Raw genomic sequence first — 14,765 nt, 5'->3', positions numbered from 1 at the left:
CGTCTTCTGACAAATTTTTGAACAGATTCAGAAACTATTCACCCGCCATATATTTCGGCATCCAGCCTTCATGCGCAGCGCGCAGGTCGGCAAGCGAAACGAAGTCACCCGTGTCGATCGAGTCCAGTCCCAGGAAAACACCCGGGCCATTGTGGACATCATCTTCGAGGAAATCACCGACGTGCTGAGCCGCGACATTGTGCGACTTGATCAGCTCGTTGAAGGCATCAACCTTGTCCATAGGCAGAGCAATCAGGAAGCGACCGTGACTTTCCGCGAAGTACGCCATGATCGCAGCATTCCGGTGCGACAGCATCTGGGCATTTACGTTGCCTGACAGCGCCATTTCCGCCACCGCGCAGGCTGTGCCGCCATCGGAAACGTCATGGACAGCATTGACGAGGCCAGCCTCGATGACTGTACGGACAAAATCCGAGTTCTTCTTGTTGTCGGCGAGGTTCACGGCCGGAGCCGGACCGAGTGCATCGCCCTTCAGGCCCAGAATTTCACGGGCATAAAGCGTTGCACCAAGGTGCGGCGTTGTTTTGCCAACGAGGATGATCGCATCGCCCGGTTGCGCGCCTTTCAGAGTGGCAATTTTCGAGACATCTTCGATCAGGCCGACACCGCCCACTACAGGTGTTGGTGGAATGGCTTTGCCGTCTGTCTCGTTATAGAGCGACACATTGCCCGAAACGACTGGGAAATCCAGTGCGCCGCAAGCCTCAGCCATGCCCTCAATCGCCTTCACAATATAGCCCATTGTGTTTGGCTTTTCAGGGTTCCCGAAATTGAGGTTGTCCGTAATCGCGATCGGTTTCGCGCCAACGGCAGAAAGGTTGCGGTAGGCTTCTGCGACCACGCCCTTGCCACCTTCATAAGGATCAGCAGCGACATAGTGCGGGTTACAATCGGAACAGATCGCAAGCGCCTTCTTCGTTCCGTGGATGCGGACGATGGCGGCATCGCCGCCAGATGTGGAACTGTCGACCGTATCACCCATGACGTGACGATCATACTGTTCCCAGACCCAACGCTTGGACGCCATGTCCGGACAGGACATGAGCTTCAGGAGTGTCTGACCGTAATCTTCCGGTGCCACATATGCAGAATCGCCAAGTGGCGCGCGCTTCGGCGGCTCATTCCATGGGCGATCATAATTCGGCGCGTCTTCGGCGAGTGGCGGAACCGGAATGTCGCAAACCACTTCGCCAAACTGTTTCAGCACCATATGGCCGGTATCGGTTGTCATACCGATGACTTCGGCATCCAGGTCCCATTTGTCGAAAATGGCTTTGGCAACGTCTTCTTTTCCCGGCTTGAGAACCATGAGCATGCGCTCCTGACTCTCTGACAGCATGATTTCATACGCTGTCATGCCGTCTTCGCGCTGAGGCACCTTATCGAGATCCATCTCGACGCCGATACCGCCCTTGTCTGCCATTTCGACCGAAGACGAAGTGAGACCGGCTGCCCCCATGTCCTGAATGGCCTGAATGGCATCTGTTTCCATCAGCTCAAGGCAGGCTTCGATAAGGAGCTTCTCGGTGAATGGGTCGCCAACCTGAACAGTCGGACGTTTTTCCTCGTCACCTTCAGAAAATTCAGCCGACGCCATCGTCGCGCCGTGAATACCGTCGCGACCCGTCTTGGAGCCGACATAGAAGATCGGATTGCCGGGCGTTGCACCGCGCGCATAGAAAATCTTGTCCTGATCAGCCAGGCCAACGGCCATCGCATTCACGAGGATGTTGCCATTATAGCCTTCGTCGAACTGGGTCTCGCCAGCGACAGTTGGTACGCCGACACAATTGCCATAGCCGCCAATGCCGGCAACGACGCCTGCCACGAGACTACGGGTTTTTGGGTGATCCGGCGAACCGAAACGCAGCGCATTGACCAGAGCGATCGGTCGCGCGCCCATTGTGAAGACATCGCGCAGAATACCGCCCACGCCCGTCGCCGCGCCCTGATAAGGCTCGATGTAAGATGGGTGGTTGTGGCTCTCCATCTTGAAGATAGCCGCCTGCCCGTCACCAATATCGATCACACCAGCATTCTCGCCCGGCCCCTGAATGACAGACGCATTCTTGGTCGGGAATTTAGAGAGGTGTCGACGCGAGGATTTGTAAGAGCAATGCTCTGACCACATGACCGAGTAGATACCCAGCTCAACCAGATTTGGCTTGCGTTCAAGCCGCGTGATCAAGCGGTCCCATTCTTCGGCATTAATGCCATGTCCAGCCGCATCCGTTTCGGATTGCTCAGCCTGCATGGCAGCGATGATCTTGTCTTTGAGGTCGGCGGTATCAGTCATGACCGCTCCATACCCCCAGAATGCAAGATTCGCCAGCTTTCAAGTTATAAGAATTTCGCGGAAGCCAACAATAAATGAACGCTGGAACCGGGACGCTCATGAAAGCTCGTCAGCAACGATCGAAGTCGCAAAGCGATCTTTCAGAGGCGTGAGGAAGGCTTCATAGTTCTTCCAGCGCCTGAGCGACTGAGCATGCAAGGGTTGGCGGACCTGCCAGACACTGGCGGTCCGCACAATGCTGTCGGCTTCGTAAAAGCGCAGACAGGCATCATCCCATGGCAGACCGAGAAAGCCCAGGACGCCTACTATCGTCTCATCCGGAGCTGACACCATGTCGGCATACTTCACCGTTAGAATATCTTCGGGCCAGAGCGCTTCCCAGTGCGCCATCATTTGTCGCTCGATCATCAAGTGCTCTGCACACGCCTCCAGATCCATCGCGTAGCTGAGCGATGGGTGCAGGTTCTGGAAATACACCGACAAGCAGTTATCAAGCGGATTGCGCTGGGTGTGGATGATCTTTGCCTTAGGAAAGAGGCGTTTGATCAAACCGATATCCCAGAAATTCTCGGGACGCTTATCCGTAACGATGGGCCGCCCTTGGCCGATCTTGTCGATGATACCCTGATATTGATCCCGCGCCGATGTGATCTGCGCCTCCGACGCGGCTGCAATCCTTTCTGCTTTCCCACCAAGCGCGCGAGAAAGGTGCATCAGAAGATCCAGCTCACCGCCAGAGACCACATCCGGATGCCCGGAAAGCACTTGCTCGACCAGCGTCGAACCGGACCGAAACATCCCCAGAATGAATACCGGCTCGCTTTTACCTGCAGGATGATGCATCGAATGATCGAAAGCCGTTGGGAACGCCGCTTTTGTATCGTCGCGCCGAGCGATATCCTGCGCTTTGGAATAGCGAAATTTCGGCGCGGCTTTCTGTGCCTGTTCGTTGGCGTCACGGTAAGCCTCGAAAGCCGCTGTCCAATCGCAACGCCCATCCAGCAGCCGACCAAGTGCAAAGCCAAGTTGTGAGCGGTCTGCTGGCGAAAGATCACTGCGCTGAAGTGCTGCGCGAAGTTCTGAAATGATGGTCTCGGACGGATTACCCGCCGGTTCCACGCCTGCGCGCCGGGCTAGATATTCTGCATTTCGCGGTTCAAGCGCCAGCAATCTTTCGTATGTCGCGCGTGCCTCTTCACGCTTGCCCAGATCTTCCTGCAAGCCCCCCAGATTGAACAGGGCTGCTGTGTAGTCCGGTTTGATAGCAAGCGCTGCATTCAATTCTGCTTCACAGGCCTGCGCATCCCTTAATCCTTCGAGGAAAAGGACTGAGCGATTGAGGTGCACCTCTTCCGGTGAAGAAATACCATGGCGCAGCGCCTGATCATATGCGCCAAGCGCGCCAGGGTAGTTTCCCGTTCTGCGCAGGAGATGTGCCAGATTATACCAGCTTTCGGCATCGGCGGGAAAGGCACGCAACAGGGCGCTGTAGGCCTGAATGGCGGCCCCTGCCTGACCGGATTGGCTCAGGCTTTGCGCGCGCTGTCGCAGGCTGGCGTGATCACGGGTCATGATAAAATCCGATTAGTGCTTTTTATCTCTACGGCGACGGTTCTCGTTATAATAGCGAGACATGATTTCGAACAGGAAAGCTGTGCCCAGTCCGAAAAGAATGAATCCGGCCGTTGCTGTAAAGCCCGACAATAACCGCCATTGTTCCGGCAGGATGATGTCGCCAAAACCGAGCGTGGTAAACGAGACCAGTGAGAAATACAGAGCTTCTTCCAGACTGCTGAAAACGCCCAGTGCGAGAAACGCACCCGCCCAGATCCAGACATTCACCGTCACGACGAACACGAACCATGTCGTTGTCACGATAAGTGCCAGCATGGATTCCAGAGTGTGGTGTCCCCGCGATACCTTGTTTGCGAGGAAGAGCAGAACCTGAATCGCAGCAGCGATCAGAACGACTGAAATGATGATGGTTGAGATGATCAGCCCGGACCCAAGTGCGAGCTGAAACGTAAGATTAGAATTCATATAGCCCGGCACCACCCCCAAATGTGAAAGCCTCGCTTTTCACAATGTGATCTTGCCGGGCCAGATTCGTCAATTCATCATTGTTCGGCTTGCGCTTCAATCCAGGCGGCGCCCTGCGTTTCAGCGATCTGAAGCAGATTTCCCATGGCCATATGCATGTCACCAAGATGCAGCCCCCAATCCGCAGCTAGAGTGCCGCCGACATAAACGTCACCAGCCACGCGGTCGGTACGCGGATCAGCAGGATCAGCATGTGTTTCGACCGCGAGATAGGTATGCGTGCCATCTGACACACACTCGGCGCTCAACAGACCGGGCAGGCTCGCAAATGGTGTTGTCACAGCAATTGTATCGCCTGCAAATGCCGGGGGCTTACCAGTCGGATCTGGCGTGTTCGAGAGATAGGGATGAAGTGCACCCTCGCCCGTCAGAGCCCCCGGATTTACACACGCCGCCGGTTTGCCATCCGGGCTGGTCATCCCAAACCATGCCGATGCAGGTGGCGGTGCGTCCTTCCGGAATGAAACATAGCTGATGAGACAGCCCGTCTGGGTCTTGCTCTCGCAAAGCGGCATGCCGTTGAATGCATGCGTCTCTGCATCAACCGGAATGGTGTAGCCAATCGGCATGGCAGAGATCACCAAGTCCTCAGCCTCACTGCCCAGAATATCATTCGCGAGCAGAAGCTGGATCATGTTTGCGCCCTGTGAATGTCCAACCAGAACGACGCCGCGTCCATTGTTTTCGTGTTCCAGATAGTGTTCCCAGGCAGCCTTCACATCGAGATAGCCCATCGCCGGATCGAACGCGTCCTGCTTACCGGACATGGATTCGAAAAGACCTTTGAGCGTGATCTGGCGATACATCGGCGCAAATGTGCGACATACCGAACCAAACCTCGCAAACTGTACATAAGTGACACGTTTTTCAGCTGCATCGGCAATCATATCGCTATTGCCAGACTGATCCGTCGAGACCGTTGGATAAACATAGAAGCAATCAATGGCGGGATCCGTTGCAGCAACAAAAGGTTCGACCTCTGTCAGCGGCTCCACGCTTCCATCGCCTGCACGCACAATCGTCGTCGTCAGATCGCCAGAACAAGCATCATCTCCCGCTTTACCCGGGTGGCAGAGCCAGCTGTCAGAATTGCCATAATCAGGACGCTCGGACGCCCCGGTCTGCGCCGTCTCTTCCATGCTCACGCCCGGTGTTGTCTCATCCTGAGCAAGCGCCGACAGGCTCAGCAAAGCGGCCGCACATGGCCAAAGAATTGATTTCATCATGCTCCCCCCAAGTCTTTCTGTTTATCGCATCATGCCAAGGCTGACGCTGGGTAAGCCTGCAAGAAACACTGACCCGGCCTGATTTGGCAATGAAAAACAGCAATGATTGGCGCAACGTAAACGGTTTTCATAATGCTGCCACCCGCTCATACTTGATCAAAAAGATATGAGAATTGGGAGGAATACATGATCAAGCTTGTTTACTGCATCACCCGGAAAGACGGCATGAGCCGCGCAGACTTTCTGAAAACCTGGCTCGAAGACCATGGTCCTCTGGTAAAAAGCTATGCCGAGACCATTGGAGCCAAACGCTATGTTCAGAGCCATACGGGTATGGATGAAATCAATGAAAGCTTCATCCCGACGCGCGGTCTGAAACAGCCTTATGATGGCATCACCGAAATCTGGTGGGACTCACTCGAAGCCATGCAGGCGGGCTCGACCTCCGACGCTGGCAAAGCTGCCGCACGGGCTCTGCTCGAAGATGAAAAGCGCTTCATCGAATTCTCGAAGTCAGCTGTCTTCATGACGGAAGAACACGAAATCTTCTGATGCAGAAAACCGCATCGGGCTGACGCTGCGAGAGGATTGTCGCACGCCCCACAGCCCCTTATCTCGGAATCAAGGAATTGGGAGGAACACTATGAAAGTTGCTGCGCTGAAAAAGCCAGGTGGACTGGAAAACATTGTCATCGAAGAGCGTCCGGATCCAAAACCCGGCAAAGGCGAAGTCCTGATGCGCGTACATGCGTCATCGCTCAACTATCATGACTTTATCGTTGCGATTGGCGGCATGCCAGCGGATGACGGTCGCATTCTGATGTCAGATGGTGCTGGCGAAATCGTCGACGTTGGCGAAGGCGTCACACGCTTTAAAAAGGGTGACAAGGTTCTGTCGACCTTCTTCCCGAACTGGCGAGATGGACGCCCTGCGCTCGACAAACTGCTCGGCGTGCCCGGTGATCATGCCGATGGCTTTGCCGCTGAACTGGTCGCCTGCTCAGAACAGGTGCTGACAAAAATTCCAGAAGGCTGGAGCTATGCAGAGGCTGCGACACTGCCGTGTGCGGCTCTGACAGCCTGGCGCGGCATGGTGACAGAATGCGGGTTGAAAGCTGGCGACTGGGTGCTGACCCAGGGCACTGGCGGTGTTTCGATCTTTGCCCTGCAATTTGCCAAAGCTATGGGTTGCCGTGTGATTTCAACCTCCTCTTCCAATGAGAAGCTCGAGAAATTGAAGGCTCTCGGCGCAGACCATGTGATCAACTACAAGGAAACGCCGGAATGGGGCCGTGAAGCGAAGAAGCTGACCGGCGGCATTGGCGTGGACGAAGTGGTCGAAATCGGTGGTCCAGGCACGATGGCCCAGTCCATCCAGGCGAGCCGCGTTGGCGGTCATATCTCGCTGATCGGCGTTCTGACCGGCGTATCAGGTGAAGTGCCAACGGCCGCACTCTTCTCGGCGAATATCACCGTATCTGGTATTTCCGTCGGCTCTCGTCAGGAGCAGGAAGATATGATCGACGCGATCGATGCGAGCGACATCAAACCCGTCATTTACAAGAGCTTCCCGCTGGAAGAGCTGGCCAAGGCGTTCGAGCTGCAGGCATCACAGCAGCATTTCGGCAAAATCGTCGTCGAGTGGTAATCGAACGGGGCACTTGACACAGCTGCCCCTTTCAGGCTTTTAGCGCGCTTCGCCCCGTTTATTCGGGTGCGGAGCTATGACGGGTAGGTTGGTTTCCGCCGTTGAGATCGTTCGCTGCAAACCTGTGGTGAACCGGAGCCAGTCACATATTGAGGTTATTATGTCTCGCAGACATTCCACGAAGTACAAAATTGACCGCCGCGTCGGCGAAAACATCTGGGGCCGCCCAAAGTCCCCTGTAAACAAACGTCCAAACCGTCCAGGTCAACACGGCGGCGCACGTCGCGGCAAACTGTCTGACTTCGGTACGCAGCTCATGGCAAAGCAGAAACTGAAATTCTACTATGGTGACATCACCGAGAAGCAGTTCCGCAAAACCTATGACGAAGCAAACCGCCGTAAAGGTAACACTGCCGAGCTTCTGATCGGTCTGCTCGAGTGCCGTCTGGACGCATTCGTTTACCGCTCTAAATTCGTTCCAACAATCTTCGCTGCGCGTCAGTTCGTGAACCACGCTCACGTGAAGGTTAATGGCGTTCGCACGAACATTCCTTCCTATCGCCTGAAGCCAGGTGACGTGGTTGAAGTTCGCGACCGCGCAAAGAACATGGCGCTGGTTCTGGAAGCTCTCGGCTCTGCTGAGCGTGACATTCCTGACTATATCGACGTCGATCCAAAAGCGATGTCAGCGACATTCGTTCGCATCCCAACCCTGTCTGACGTTCCATACCCAGTGAAAATGGAACCAAACCTGGTTGTCGAATTCTACTCCTCATAAGAGGACTGAAAGTCGAAGAAAATTCAAAGCCGTCCGGACGATCCGGGCGGCTTTTTTCATGGCCGTCCGTTCGCGGCCAAATGCCATGCACCTCCCCCTTTCGGGGGATAGCGCCACTCAGGTCTCAGCCGCATGCTTCCCCATCGAAGATGGGAAGATAAGCACCATGAAGACCAAAACACTCCTTCGAGCGCTCTGCGCCGTTCCGCTCCTCGCAATTATGGTCAGCTTCCAGCAATTGCCGGCCAGCGCGCAGGCTGCCGACGAAGCTGATTGTCTCGCCGGAAACGCCGAAGCCTGTTTCTATACTGCAGCCGCATACGCCAACGGAGACGGCGTTGAGGCGAACAAGCAGACAACCGTGAAATACTTCTTGAAAGCATGCGAAATGGGCATTCCGGACGGCTGCACGTACGCAGGCTCCATATATCTGCGCGGTGAAGGCAATGTCGGACAGGATCTGGATCTTGCCATTCATCACTATGAAACAGCATGCTCAATGGCCCACGTGGATGGGTGTAACTATGCATACTCTGTGACGACTAATCCGAAATACGGTGTGAACGATCCGGCCCGGGCGATGCGCGCCCTCACCGGAGGCTGCGAAGCCGGTTATGCTCAGGCCTGCAGCTGGGCTGCCGGTCTCGGTTATGATGGTGCGGACGGCAAATTCCCGGACTTCACAGATTGGGCCGGAGCAGCTCCCAATGCAGCATCTGCCTGCGAAGCCGACGACAAATACTATTGTCTGGTCGCTTCTATTCTTTTCGCGAACCCGGAATCTCCAGCTTTTGATGCTCAGCGCTCGATCCGTTATCTGAGCATCACCTGCGACGACGGCGTGGCCACAAACTGCCAGAATCTCGGCGGCATCTATCAGGGCCTTGAAGAATGGGAACTGGCGGCCGCATCCTATGAGAAAGCCTGCTCATCTGCGGAAAAGAAAGCATGTGACCACGCGCAGGACGTGCGTCGCTACCTTCGCGAGGAAGCTGAGCGAGAACGCATTCTGGCAGAACGCGAATCGACCATGAACAGTCTGATTTCGAGCGGACGCTATGCAGATGCTGTTCACACAGCGCTATATGACTATGGTTCTGTCAGGCTTGCAGAGCGCGCAGTGACCTCCGCGGCAAATGCAGGCGCATTGTCTTCGATCAGCACACAGGACCTTTACGGCCTTGCGAGCTGGGCCCTCTCGGGTGCGGCCAGTGGGGCGGTCAATCGTGAACTCGCCAACCGTGGAACGGGCCTTGAAGGTCGATTTGGCGAGGGAACGAACACGCCAGGCGCAGCCGCACGTCGATATCAGGAACTCTATGGCGCCTCAGCACCAGGTTATTCCGCCTCTGCCGGACCACCACCGCCTTCCAAACCGATGTTAAGCGCCGCGGAAGCATCCGCCCAGACAAAAGCGAAATATCGCTCGGCATGGTGTACGATGAATGGAAACGCCAATCGAAACGTCTGCAACTGATCCGTTCGTCATGTGTCTCGAAACATCAAAGCCGTCCGGACTATCCGGGCGGCTTTTTTCATTGCATGTTTTCATACATGTCATTCGAGATTCCCACTTCCGAGGACGTCGTCGACGCCCTCATCGCAAAGCCTGGCAAATCCTTCGACCTCAAGGACCGCCCGACCCGCAATGAAGACCTGTTTGCAGACAAACATGTCGCCCGGGCGAGCACGGAAGAAGATGCACACGCCATCAACACCCTTCAGGATACACTGTTCGCAGAAGGCAAGCAGGCTTTGCTGGTCATTCTGCAAGGCATTGATACGGCGGGGAAAAGCGGCACGATCAAATCCGTCTTCTCGGTTACCAGCCCGCTCGGTTTGAATGTCACAGCGTTCAAGAAGCCAACAGGCCTGGAGCTGGAGCATGATTATCTCTGGCGCGTCCATAAGGCTGCGCCCCGAAAGGGATTTATCGGTATTTTTGACCGGTCACACTATGAAGATGTTCTCGTCGTCAAAGTCCGCGAACTTGCCGATAAGGACACGATCAAACGTCGCTACGACCAGATCAATGCCTTCGAAAAGCATCTGACGGAAAACGGTACGCGCATCCTCAAATTCATGCTGCACATTTCGAAGGACACACAGGCGGAACGATTGCGCTCTCGCCTGGAAGAGCCGCACAAGAGGTGGAAGTTCAATCCGGGAGATCTTGCTGACAGAGAGCTCTGGGACGATTTCATGGATGCCTACGAAACAATGGTCGAGAAATGTTCGACCGATCATGCGCCCTGGTATGTCGTGCCTTCCGATTCAAAATCCCGCCGGAATGCAATGATCGCACGAATCATTCGTGGCACGCTCGAGGAAATGGCGCCAGAATATCCCGATCCCGGCTGGAAATCCGAGGACTACAACTTCTGATCAGACGCCACAGCCCAATAATCGGGCTCTTCTGAACAGGCTTTCACAGCTGTGGGCAGAAAAGCACGCAGCTAACGACAAACGATTGTCCCCCATTGCGACGGCGCTGCGGACGTCTAAAAGGTTGCAGAAACAATCTTTGGGGGAAACTGGCGTTGCGTACACTCAGCCTTTTGAGCGGCTTGTGTTTGTGCCTGACTGCGCTCGGAACACAGGTCAGCGCTCAGGAAGAAAGCACACGGGACTTTGCGACCTATCAGCCGGAAGTCCGACCGACGCGGCTCGCTCGGATCGATGCACCGGAAATCGACGGCATTCTGGACGATGTGGCCTGGACAAAAGCAGCCGTCATTACAGAGTTTTACGAGGTGGAACCGGATATCGGCCCGCCAGACGAAGAAACCGTCGTTTATCTCGCCTATGATTCGCAAAACCTCTACATCGCCATCCGGGCGTATGACAAAAATCCCGATTCCATTCTGACATCGATCCTGGAACGCGATGGCGAAGTCTGGCGCGATGACATGCTCCGCTTCTATATCGATCCGTTCAACACGGGAAACAGCGGCTTTGCATTTGGCATCAACGCGTTGGGTGCACGTCTCGATCGCCTGTTGCAGCAAGGCCGCAGTCCGAATGTCGCCTGGGATACGATCTGGGACGTCGCCTCCAATATTGATGACGAAGGCTGGACGTCAGAAATCGCCATCCCGTTCCGCTCGATCAGCTTCAATCCAAATGCCGAAAGCTGGAACATCATGATCACCCGCGAAATTTCTCACAAAAGTGAGGAGGTTCGCTGGGCCGCAATCGACCCGGGGATTCTGCCCTGGGAGTTCCGGCGCCCCGGCAAAATGGTTGGCATCAGGGATGTTGATCAGGGCATGGGTCTCGACATCGAGGTACAGGGAAAGATCACCGCATCGCGAGACTGGGACCGTCCACGCGATGACGATCTGAGTTTCGACCCGTCCGGCAGTCTCTATTACAAGTTCACGCCGGGACTGACGGGGCTTCTGACCTATAACGCGGATTTCTCCGATACGCCGCTCGACACCCGACAGATCAATACGGGTCGCTTCTCGCTCTTTCGCGCAGAAACGCGCGACTTCTTCCTTCAGGATGCATCCGTCTTTGAATTTGCTGGCGAAACCTTTGCTGAGTCACCAAATGGCCAGCCATTTTTCTCCCGGCGCATTGGCATTGTGAACGGATCTGCGGTCGATCTGAAATATGGTGGGAAGCTCAGTGGACGCTATGCCGGTTTCGACGTCGGCGTCCTAACCGCCAGAATGGGAGAAGCCGAAGGCATCGACGCACAAACCCTGTCTGTTGCACGCGCCACCCGCAATCTGACGCCATCAAACCGTCTTGGTTTCATCGCAACGAATGGCGACCCAACGGGCAGGACGGACAATTCCGTCTTTGGCATCGACTATATGTATACCAATCGCAATCTGCTTGGCGGCTTCTTTCAGGCGGATGCCTTTTATCAGCGGAGCATCACCTCCAATGAAGATGACGACTCCTTTGGTGTACGCATTGATGCACCGAATGACAAATGGAACTGGACGGTGCGCGCACGGCAGATCGGCGAGGATTTCCGCCCTGCCCTCGGTTTTGTAAATCGGGCCGGTATTCGCGATTATGTTGCGCAATGGCGTCGCCGTTTCCGGCCTCAGGACAGCATGTTTCTGTGGTATCAGTTTGGAACGGACAATCAGTATATCACCGATCTGGACGGATCGCTCCAGACCCGCGAAAACTCGGCGAGCTTCGAGTTTCAGAACCGCGCCACTGACGAGTTTAAATTCAAGATCTTTGAGAATCTCGAAGTCGTGAATGCCCCCTTCAACCTGCCGGACGGTATCGTCGTCCCGGTTGGCGAATATCAGAGTTATGGCGCGTGGGGGCGACTTCAATCATCCTTCTTCCGTGCCTGGGGGCTGAATGCCGAAGTCGAATACAAAGACTTTTACGGTGGTGAGAATTTCAAATACGACATCACCGCCATGGCCCGTCCATCCCCTTACTGGAACATCCGGGCCCAGTATTCTGAGGAAGACATTTCCGTGCCCAACGGCGATGTGACCATTCGAATCGCCTCTGTGAATGGGGTGGTGAATTTCACGCCGGACCTCTCCATGTCCATTCAGGCGCAATACGATAACATCTCCGAGGCATTCTCACTGTTTAATCGTCTGCGCTGGGAAATTCGTCCTCAAACCGAGCTGTTTGTCGCGTTCGGCCATGGCGCCATCATTTCTTCTGACGATTTCCCACATGATTTTCAGTCTGTGCAGTCTCAGCTTGTCTTGCGGCTTGGCAATCGTTTCCAGTTCTGACGTCAGACCATTCGAAAAAGACACTTGACCGTTATTATTGAAAAGCGATAAGGATGATTATCGCTTTTCAATAAGGTTTTTCTCACATGAAATCTCTCGCTCTTTTTGGCGCAGCAGGTCTGACACTCCTCTCCGCAGGCTGCGTCATTGTCGATGCAGATGTCGATGAGCACCGCATGCGCTATTCTGAAGATGCAGAACGCTTTTACGCGGCAGACATTGCTGACAATGAAATCTCAATTCGCGTTGCGGCGTCCGGCTGTACGACGAAGGAATTTTTTGACGTCGATATCGACCACCAGGGCGGTGACACATTCGAAATTGAATTCGAACGGGAACGCCGCGACTTTTGCAAAATGAGCCAGCCCAATGGTGAAAAGCTCACCTACAGTTTTGCTGAGCTTGGTCTGCCTGACGGCGCAAAAATCATCCTGAAGAATCCTGTCGGACGCTGATCGCCCAAAAACAGCTCGACAGTCCTTGGCGCGTGCCTGATGGCACGCGTTTTTTTATGGATAGAGCCGTTTAGTCGTCCAGCCCGAAGATGTCGTTTCGCGACTGAAGACAAGTCGGTCGTGGAGGCGGAATGGCCGATCGCGCCAGAACTCGATGGAAACGGGCTTTATCAGAAAGCCAGACCAATGCGGGGGTCTTGGCACCTTGCCCAGACCAAACTTCCCCGCAAATTGCGCAACGCGCTTTTCCAGCGCAAAGCGCCCTTCCAGAGGACGCGACTGTTCGCTTGCCCAGGCACCAATCCGGCTGTCTCGCGCGCGGGACTGGAAATAGGCGTCTGCCTCATCATCACCGACTGGCTCGACCAATCCGCGAACTCGAACCGACCGGCGCAGAGACTTCCAGTGGAAACAGAGCGCAGCTTTTGGCTGGCCAAGCAATTCCTGTCCCTTCTGGCTTTCGAAATTTGTGTAAAATACAAACCCGTCGGGATCGGCATGCTTCAAAAGAACCATGCGAACATTCGGCATGCCATCGTCATCCACTGTCGCAATCGACATGGCATTCGGATCATTCAATTCACTCTTTGACGCCTCAGCGAGCCAGTCCGCGAACAGATCGAACGGATCGTCCTTCGCGAAGAACACCTTATCATCAGGCGGCGGCGCATCCTTGCGGTCTTCATAGTCTGGGGACGCTGGAATGAATTGATCGATTTCCTTGCCGGACATAGTCTCTTCTTTCTCCTGGACGGAAAAATTCACTTTGCGCCTACACAGGTATGCGCCAAAGGTGAAAGGAACAAGCATCAAGGCGAGATTGGTGATGCGTTATATCGACCTGTCCCACACCATCGAGAATGGTCTGACGACCTATAAAGGGCTTCCGGCACCCATCATTTGTGACTGGATGACATTCGAAAAGTCGCACGACACCTATGCCGACGGCACCGAATTTTCGATGCAATGGCTGTGTATGCACTCGAATACAGGCACTTATATCGATACGCCGCGACACCGTTATCGCGATGGTCATGATCTGACAGGTCTCGAACTCTCACGCGTGTCCAGCATTCCCGGCCTTTGCGTACGAATGCCAAAACGGGATGACCGCGTTGCTGACATCGACCTCTTCGATGGGCTGAAAGTCAAAGGTCATGCCGTTCTGATCCGCACCGGCTGGTCACAACATTTCGGTACTGATCAGTATTTTGAAGACCACCCATATCTGTCTGTGGCGGCTGCTGAGTATCTGGCCGACAAAGGCGCATTGCTGGTCGGCATCGACAGTCTCAACATCGACAACACCGAGACAGGCGAGCGCCCTGTGCATTCGCTTCTGCTGGGGCAAGGCATTCCGATCGTCGAACACCTGACCAATCTGGACGCCCTTCCTAATATCGGCTTTCGATTTTCGGCGGTTCCACCGCGGATAAAGGACGTCGGGACCTTTCCAGTGCGCGCACATGCCATTATGGAATGAGGCCTTGCGATCCCGCACGGTTTTATCC

Annotated in this window: 13 protein-coding genes; 8 read left to right on the top strand and 5 right to left on the bottom strand. The window is 54.9% G+C overall.

From position 1 onward, the window contains the following. Positions 1-34 precede the first annotated feature (34 nt). The 4 genes from purL to ACFQDM_RS04345 all read right to left on the bottom strand — a co-directional run bounded on the left by purL (position 35) and on the right by ACFQDM_RS04345 (position 5,640). The gene (gene purL, locus ACFQDM_RS04360) at positions 35-2,275 is read right to left on the bottom strand and encodes a phosphoribosylformylglycinamidine synthase subunit PurL (RefSeq protein ID WP_377376346.1); all 2,241 of its coding nucleotides are present in this window, start codon (positions 2,273-2,275) and stop codon (positions 35-37) included. 138 nt (positions 2,276-2,413) lie between these two features. Continuing rightward, positions 2,414-3,889, bottom strand: a complete 1,476-nt coding sequence (locus ACFQDM_RS04355) for a tetratricopeptide repeat-containing sulfotransferase family protein (RefSeq protein ID WP_377375978.1) — start codon at positions 3,887-3,889, stop codon at positions 2,414-2,416. A 12-nt stretch (positions 3,890-3,901) separates the two neighbouring features. Beyond that, positions 3,902-4,357 carry an ion channel gene (locus ACFQDM_RS04350; RefSeq protein WP_377375975.1) on the bottom strand — a complete coding sequence of 152 codons (456 nt, stop codon included), beginning with the start codon at positions 4,355-4,357 and terminating at the stop codon, positions 3,902-3,904. Between the two features lie 77 nt (positions 4,358-4,434). Next, positions 4,435-5,640 (bottom strand): DUF3089 domain-containing protein, encoded by a 1,206-nt coding sequence (locus ACFQDM_RS04345; protein WP_377375973.1) that lies wholly within the window; start codon positions 5,638-5,640, stop codon positions 4,435-4,437. Positions 5,641-5,829: 189 nt separating this feature from the next. Here ACFQDM_RS04345 and ACFQDM_RS04340 point away from each other — a divergent pair, with 189 nt between their 5' ends. From ACFQDM_RS04340 to ACFQDM_RS04310, 7 genes are all read left to right on the top strand, one after another. Then, positions 5,830-6,195 (top strand): EthD domain-containing protein, encoded by a 366-nt coding sequence (locus ACFQDM_RS04340; RefSeq protein WP_377375971.1) that lies wholly within the window; start codon positions 5,830-5,832, stop codon positions 6,193-6,195. A 91-nt stretch (positions 6,196-6,286) separates the two neighbouring features. Further along, positions 6,287-7,291: a zinc-dependent alcohol dehydrogenase family protein gene (locus tag ACFQDM_RS04335; RefSeq protein ID WP_377375969.1), complete on the top strand. Its 1,005-nt coding sequence runs from the start codon at positions 6,287-6,289 to the stop codon at positions 7,289-7,291. Positions 7,292-7,451: 160 nt separating this feature from the next. Further along, the gene (rpsD, locus tag ACFQDM_RS04330; protein ID WP_377375968.1) at positions 7,452-8,069 is read left to right on the top strand and encodes a 30S ribosomal protein S4; all 618 of its coding nucleotides are present in this window, start codon (positions 7,452-7,454) and stop codon (positions 8,067-8,069) included. A gap of 166 nt (positions 8,070-8,235) precedes the next feature. Further along, positions 8,236-9,546, top strand: coding sequence for a tetratricopeptide repeat protein (locus ACFQDM_RS04325; RefSeq protein ID WP_377375965.1), 1,311 nt, complete (start codon positions 8,236-8,238; stop codon positions 9,544-9,546). A 77-nt stretch (positions 9,547-9,623) separates the two neighbouring features. Next, positions 9,624-10,454, top strand: coding sequence for a polyphosphate kinase 2 family protein (locus tag ACFQDM_RS04320; RefSeq protein WP_377375963.1), 831 nt, complete (start codon positions 9,624-9,626; stop codon positions 10,452-10,454). 155 nt (positions 10,455-10,609) lie between these two features. Next, positions 10,610-12,799: a sugar-binding protein gene (locus ACFQDM_RS04315; protein ID WP_377375960.1), complete on the top strand. Its 2,190-nt coding sequence runs from the start codon at positions 10,610-10,612 to the stop codon at positions 12,797-12,799. Positions 12,800-12,885: 86 nt separating this feature from the next. Beyond that, positions 12,886-13,254 carry a hypothetical protein gene (locus ACFQDM_RS04310; protein ID WP_377375957.1) on the top strand — a complete coding sequence of 123 codons (369 nt, stop codon included), beginning with the start codon at positions 12,886-12,888 and terminating at the stop codon, positions 13,252-13,254. Positions 13,255-13,308: 54 nt separating this feature from the next. On the opposite strand, the gene pdxH is transcribed toward ACFQDM_RS04310, so the two are convergent. Beyond that, the gene (pdxH, locus tag ACFQDM_RS04305; RefSeq protein ID WP_377375955.1) at positions 13,309-13,986 is read right to left on the bottom strand and encodes a pyridoxamine 5'-phosphate oxidase; all 678 of its coding nucleotides are present in this window, start codon (positions 13,984-13,986) and stop codon (positions 13,309-13,311) included. A 61-nt stretch (positions 13,987-14,047) separates the two neighbouring features. On the opposite strand from pdxH, the gene ACFQDM_RS04300 reads away from it, so the two are divergent. Next, entirely contained in the window at positions 14,048-14,737 is a 690-nt protein-coding gene (locus tag ACFQDM_RS04300) for a cyclase family protein (protein ID WP_377375953.1), read from the top strand. Positions 14,738-14,765: the final 28 nt, after the last annotated feature.

This window comes from Ponticaulis profundi, from assembly GCF_042659465.1.
Classification (GTDB): domain Bacteria; phylum Pseudomonadota; class Alphaproteobacteria; order Caulobacterales; family Hyphomonadaceae; genus Ponticaulis; species Ponticaulis profundi.
This window is presented reverse-complemented; position numbering and strand designations above follow the sequence as displayed.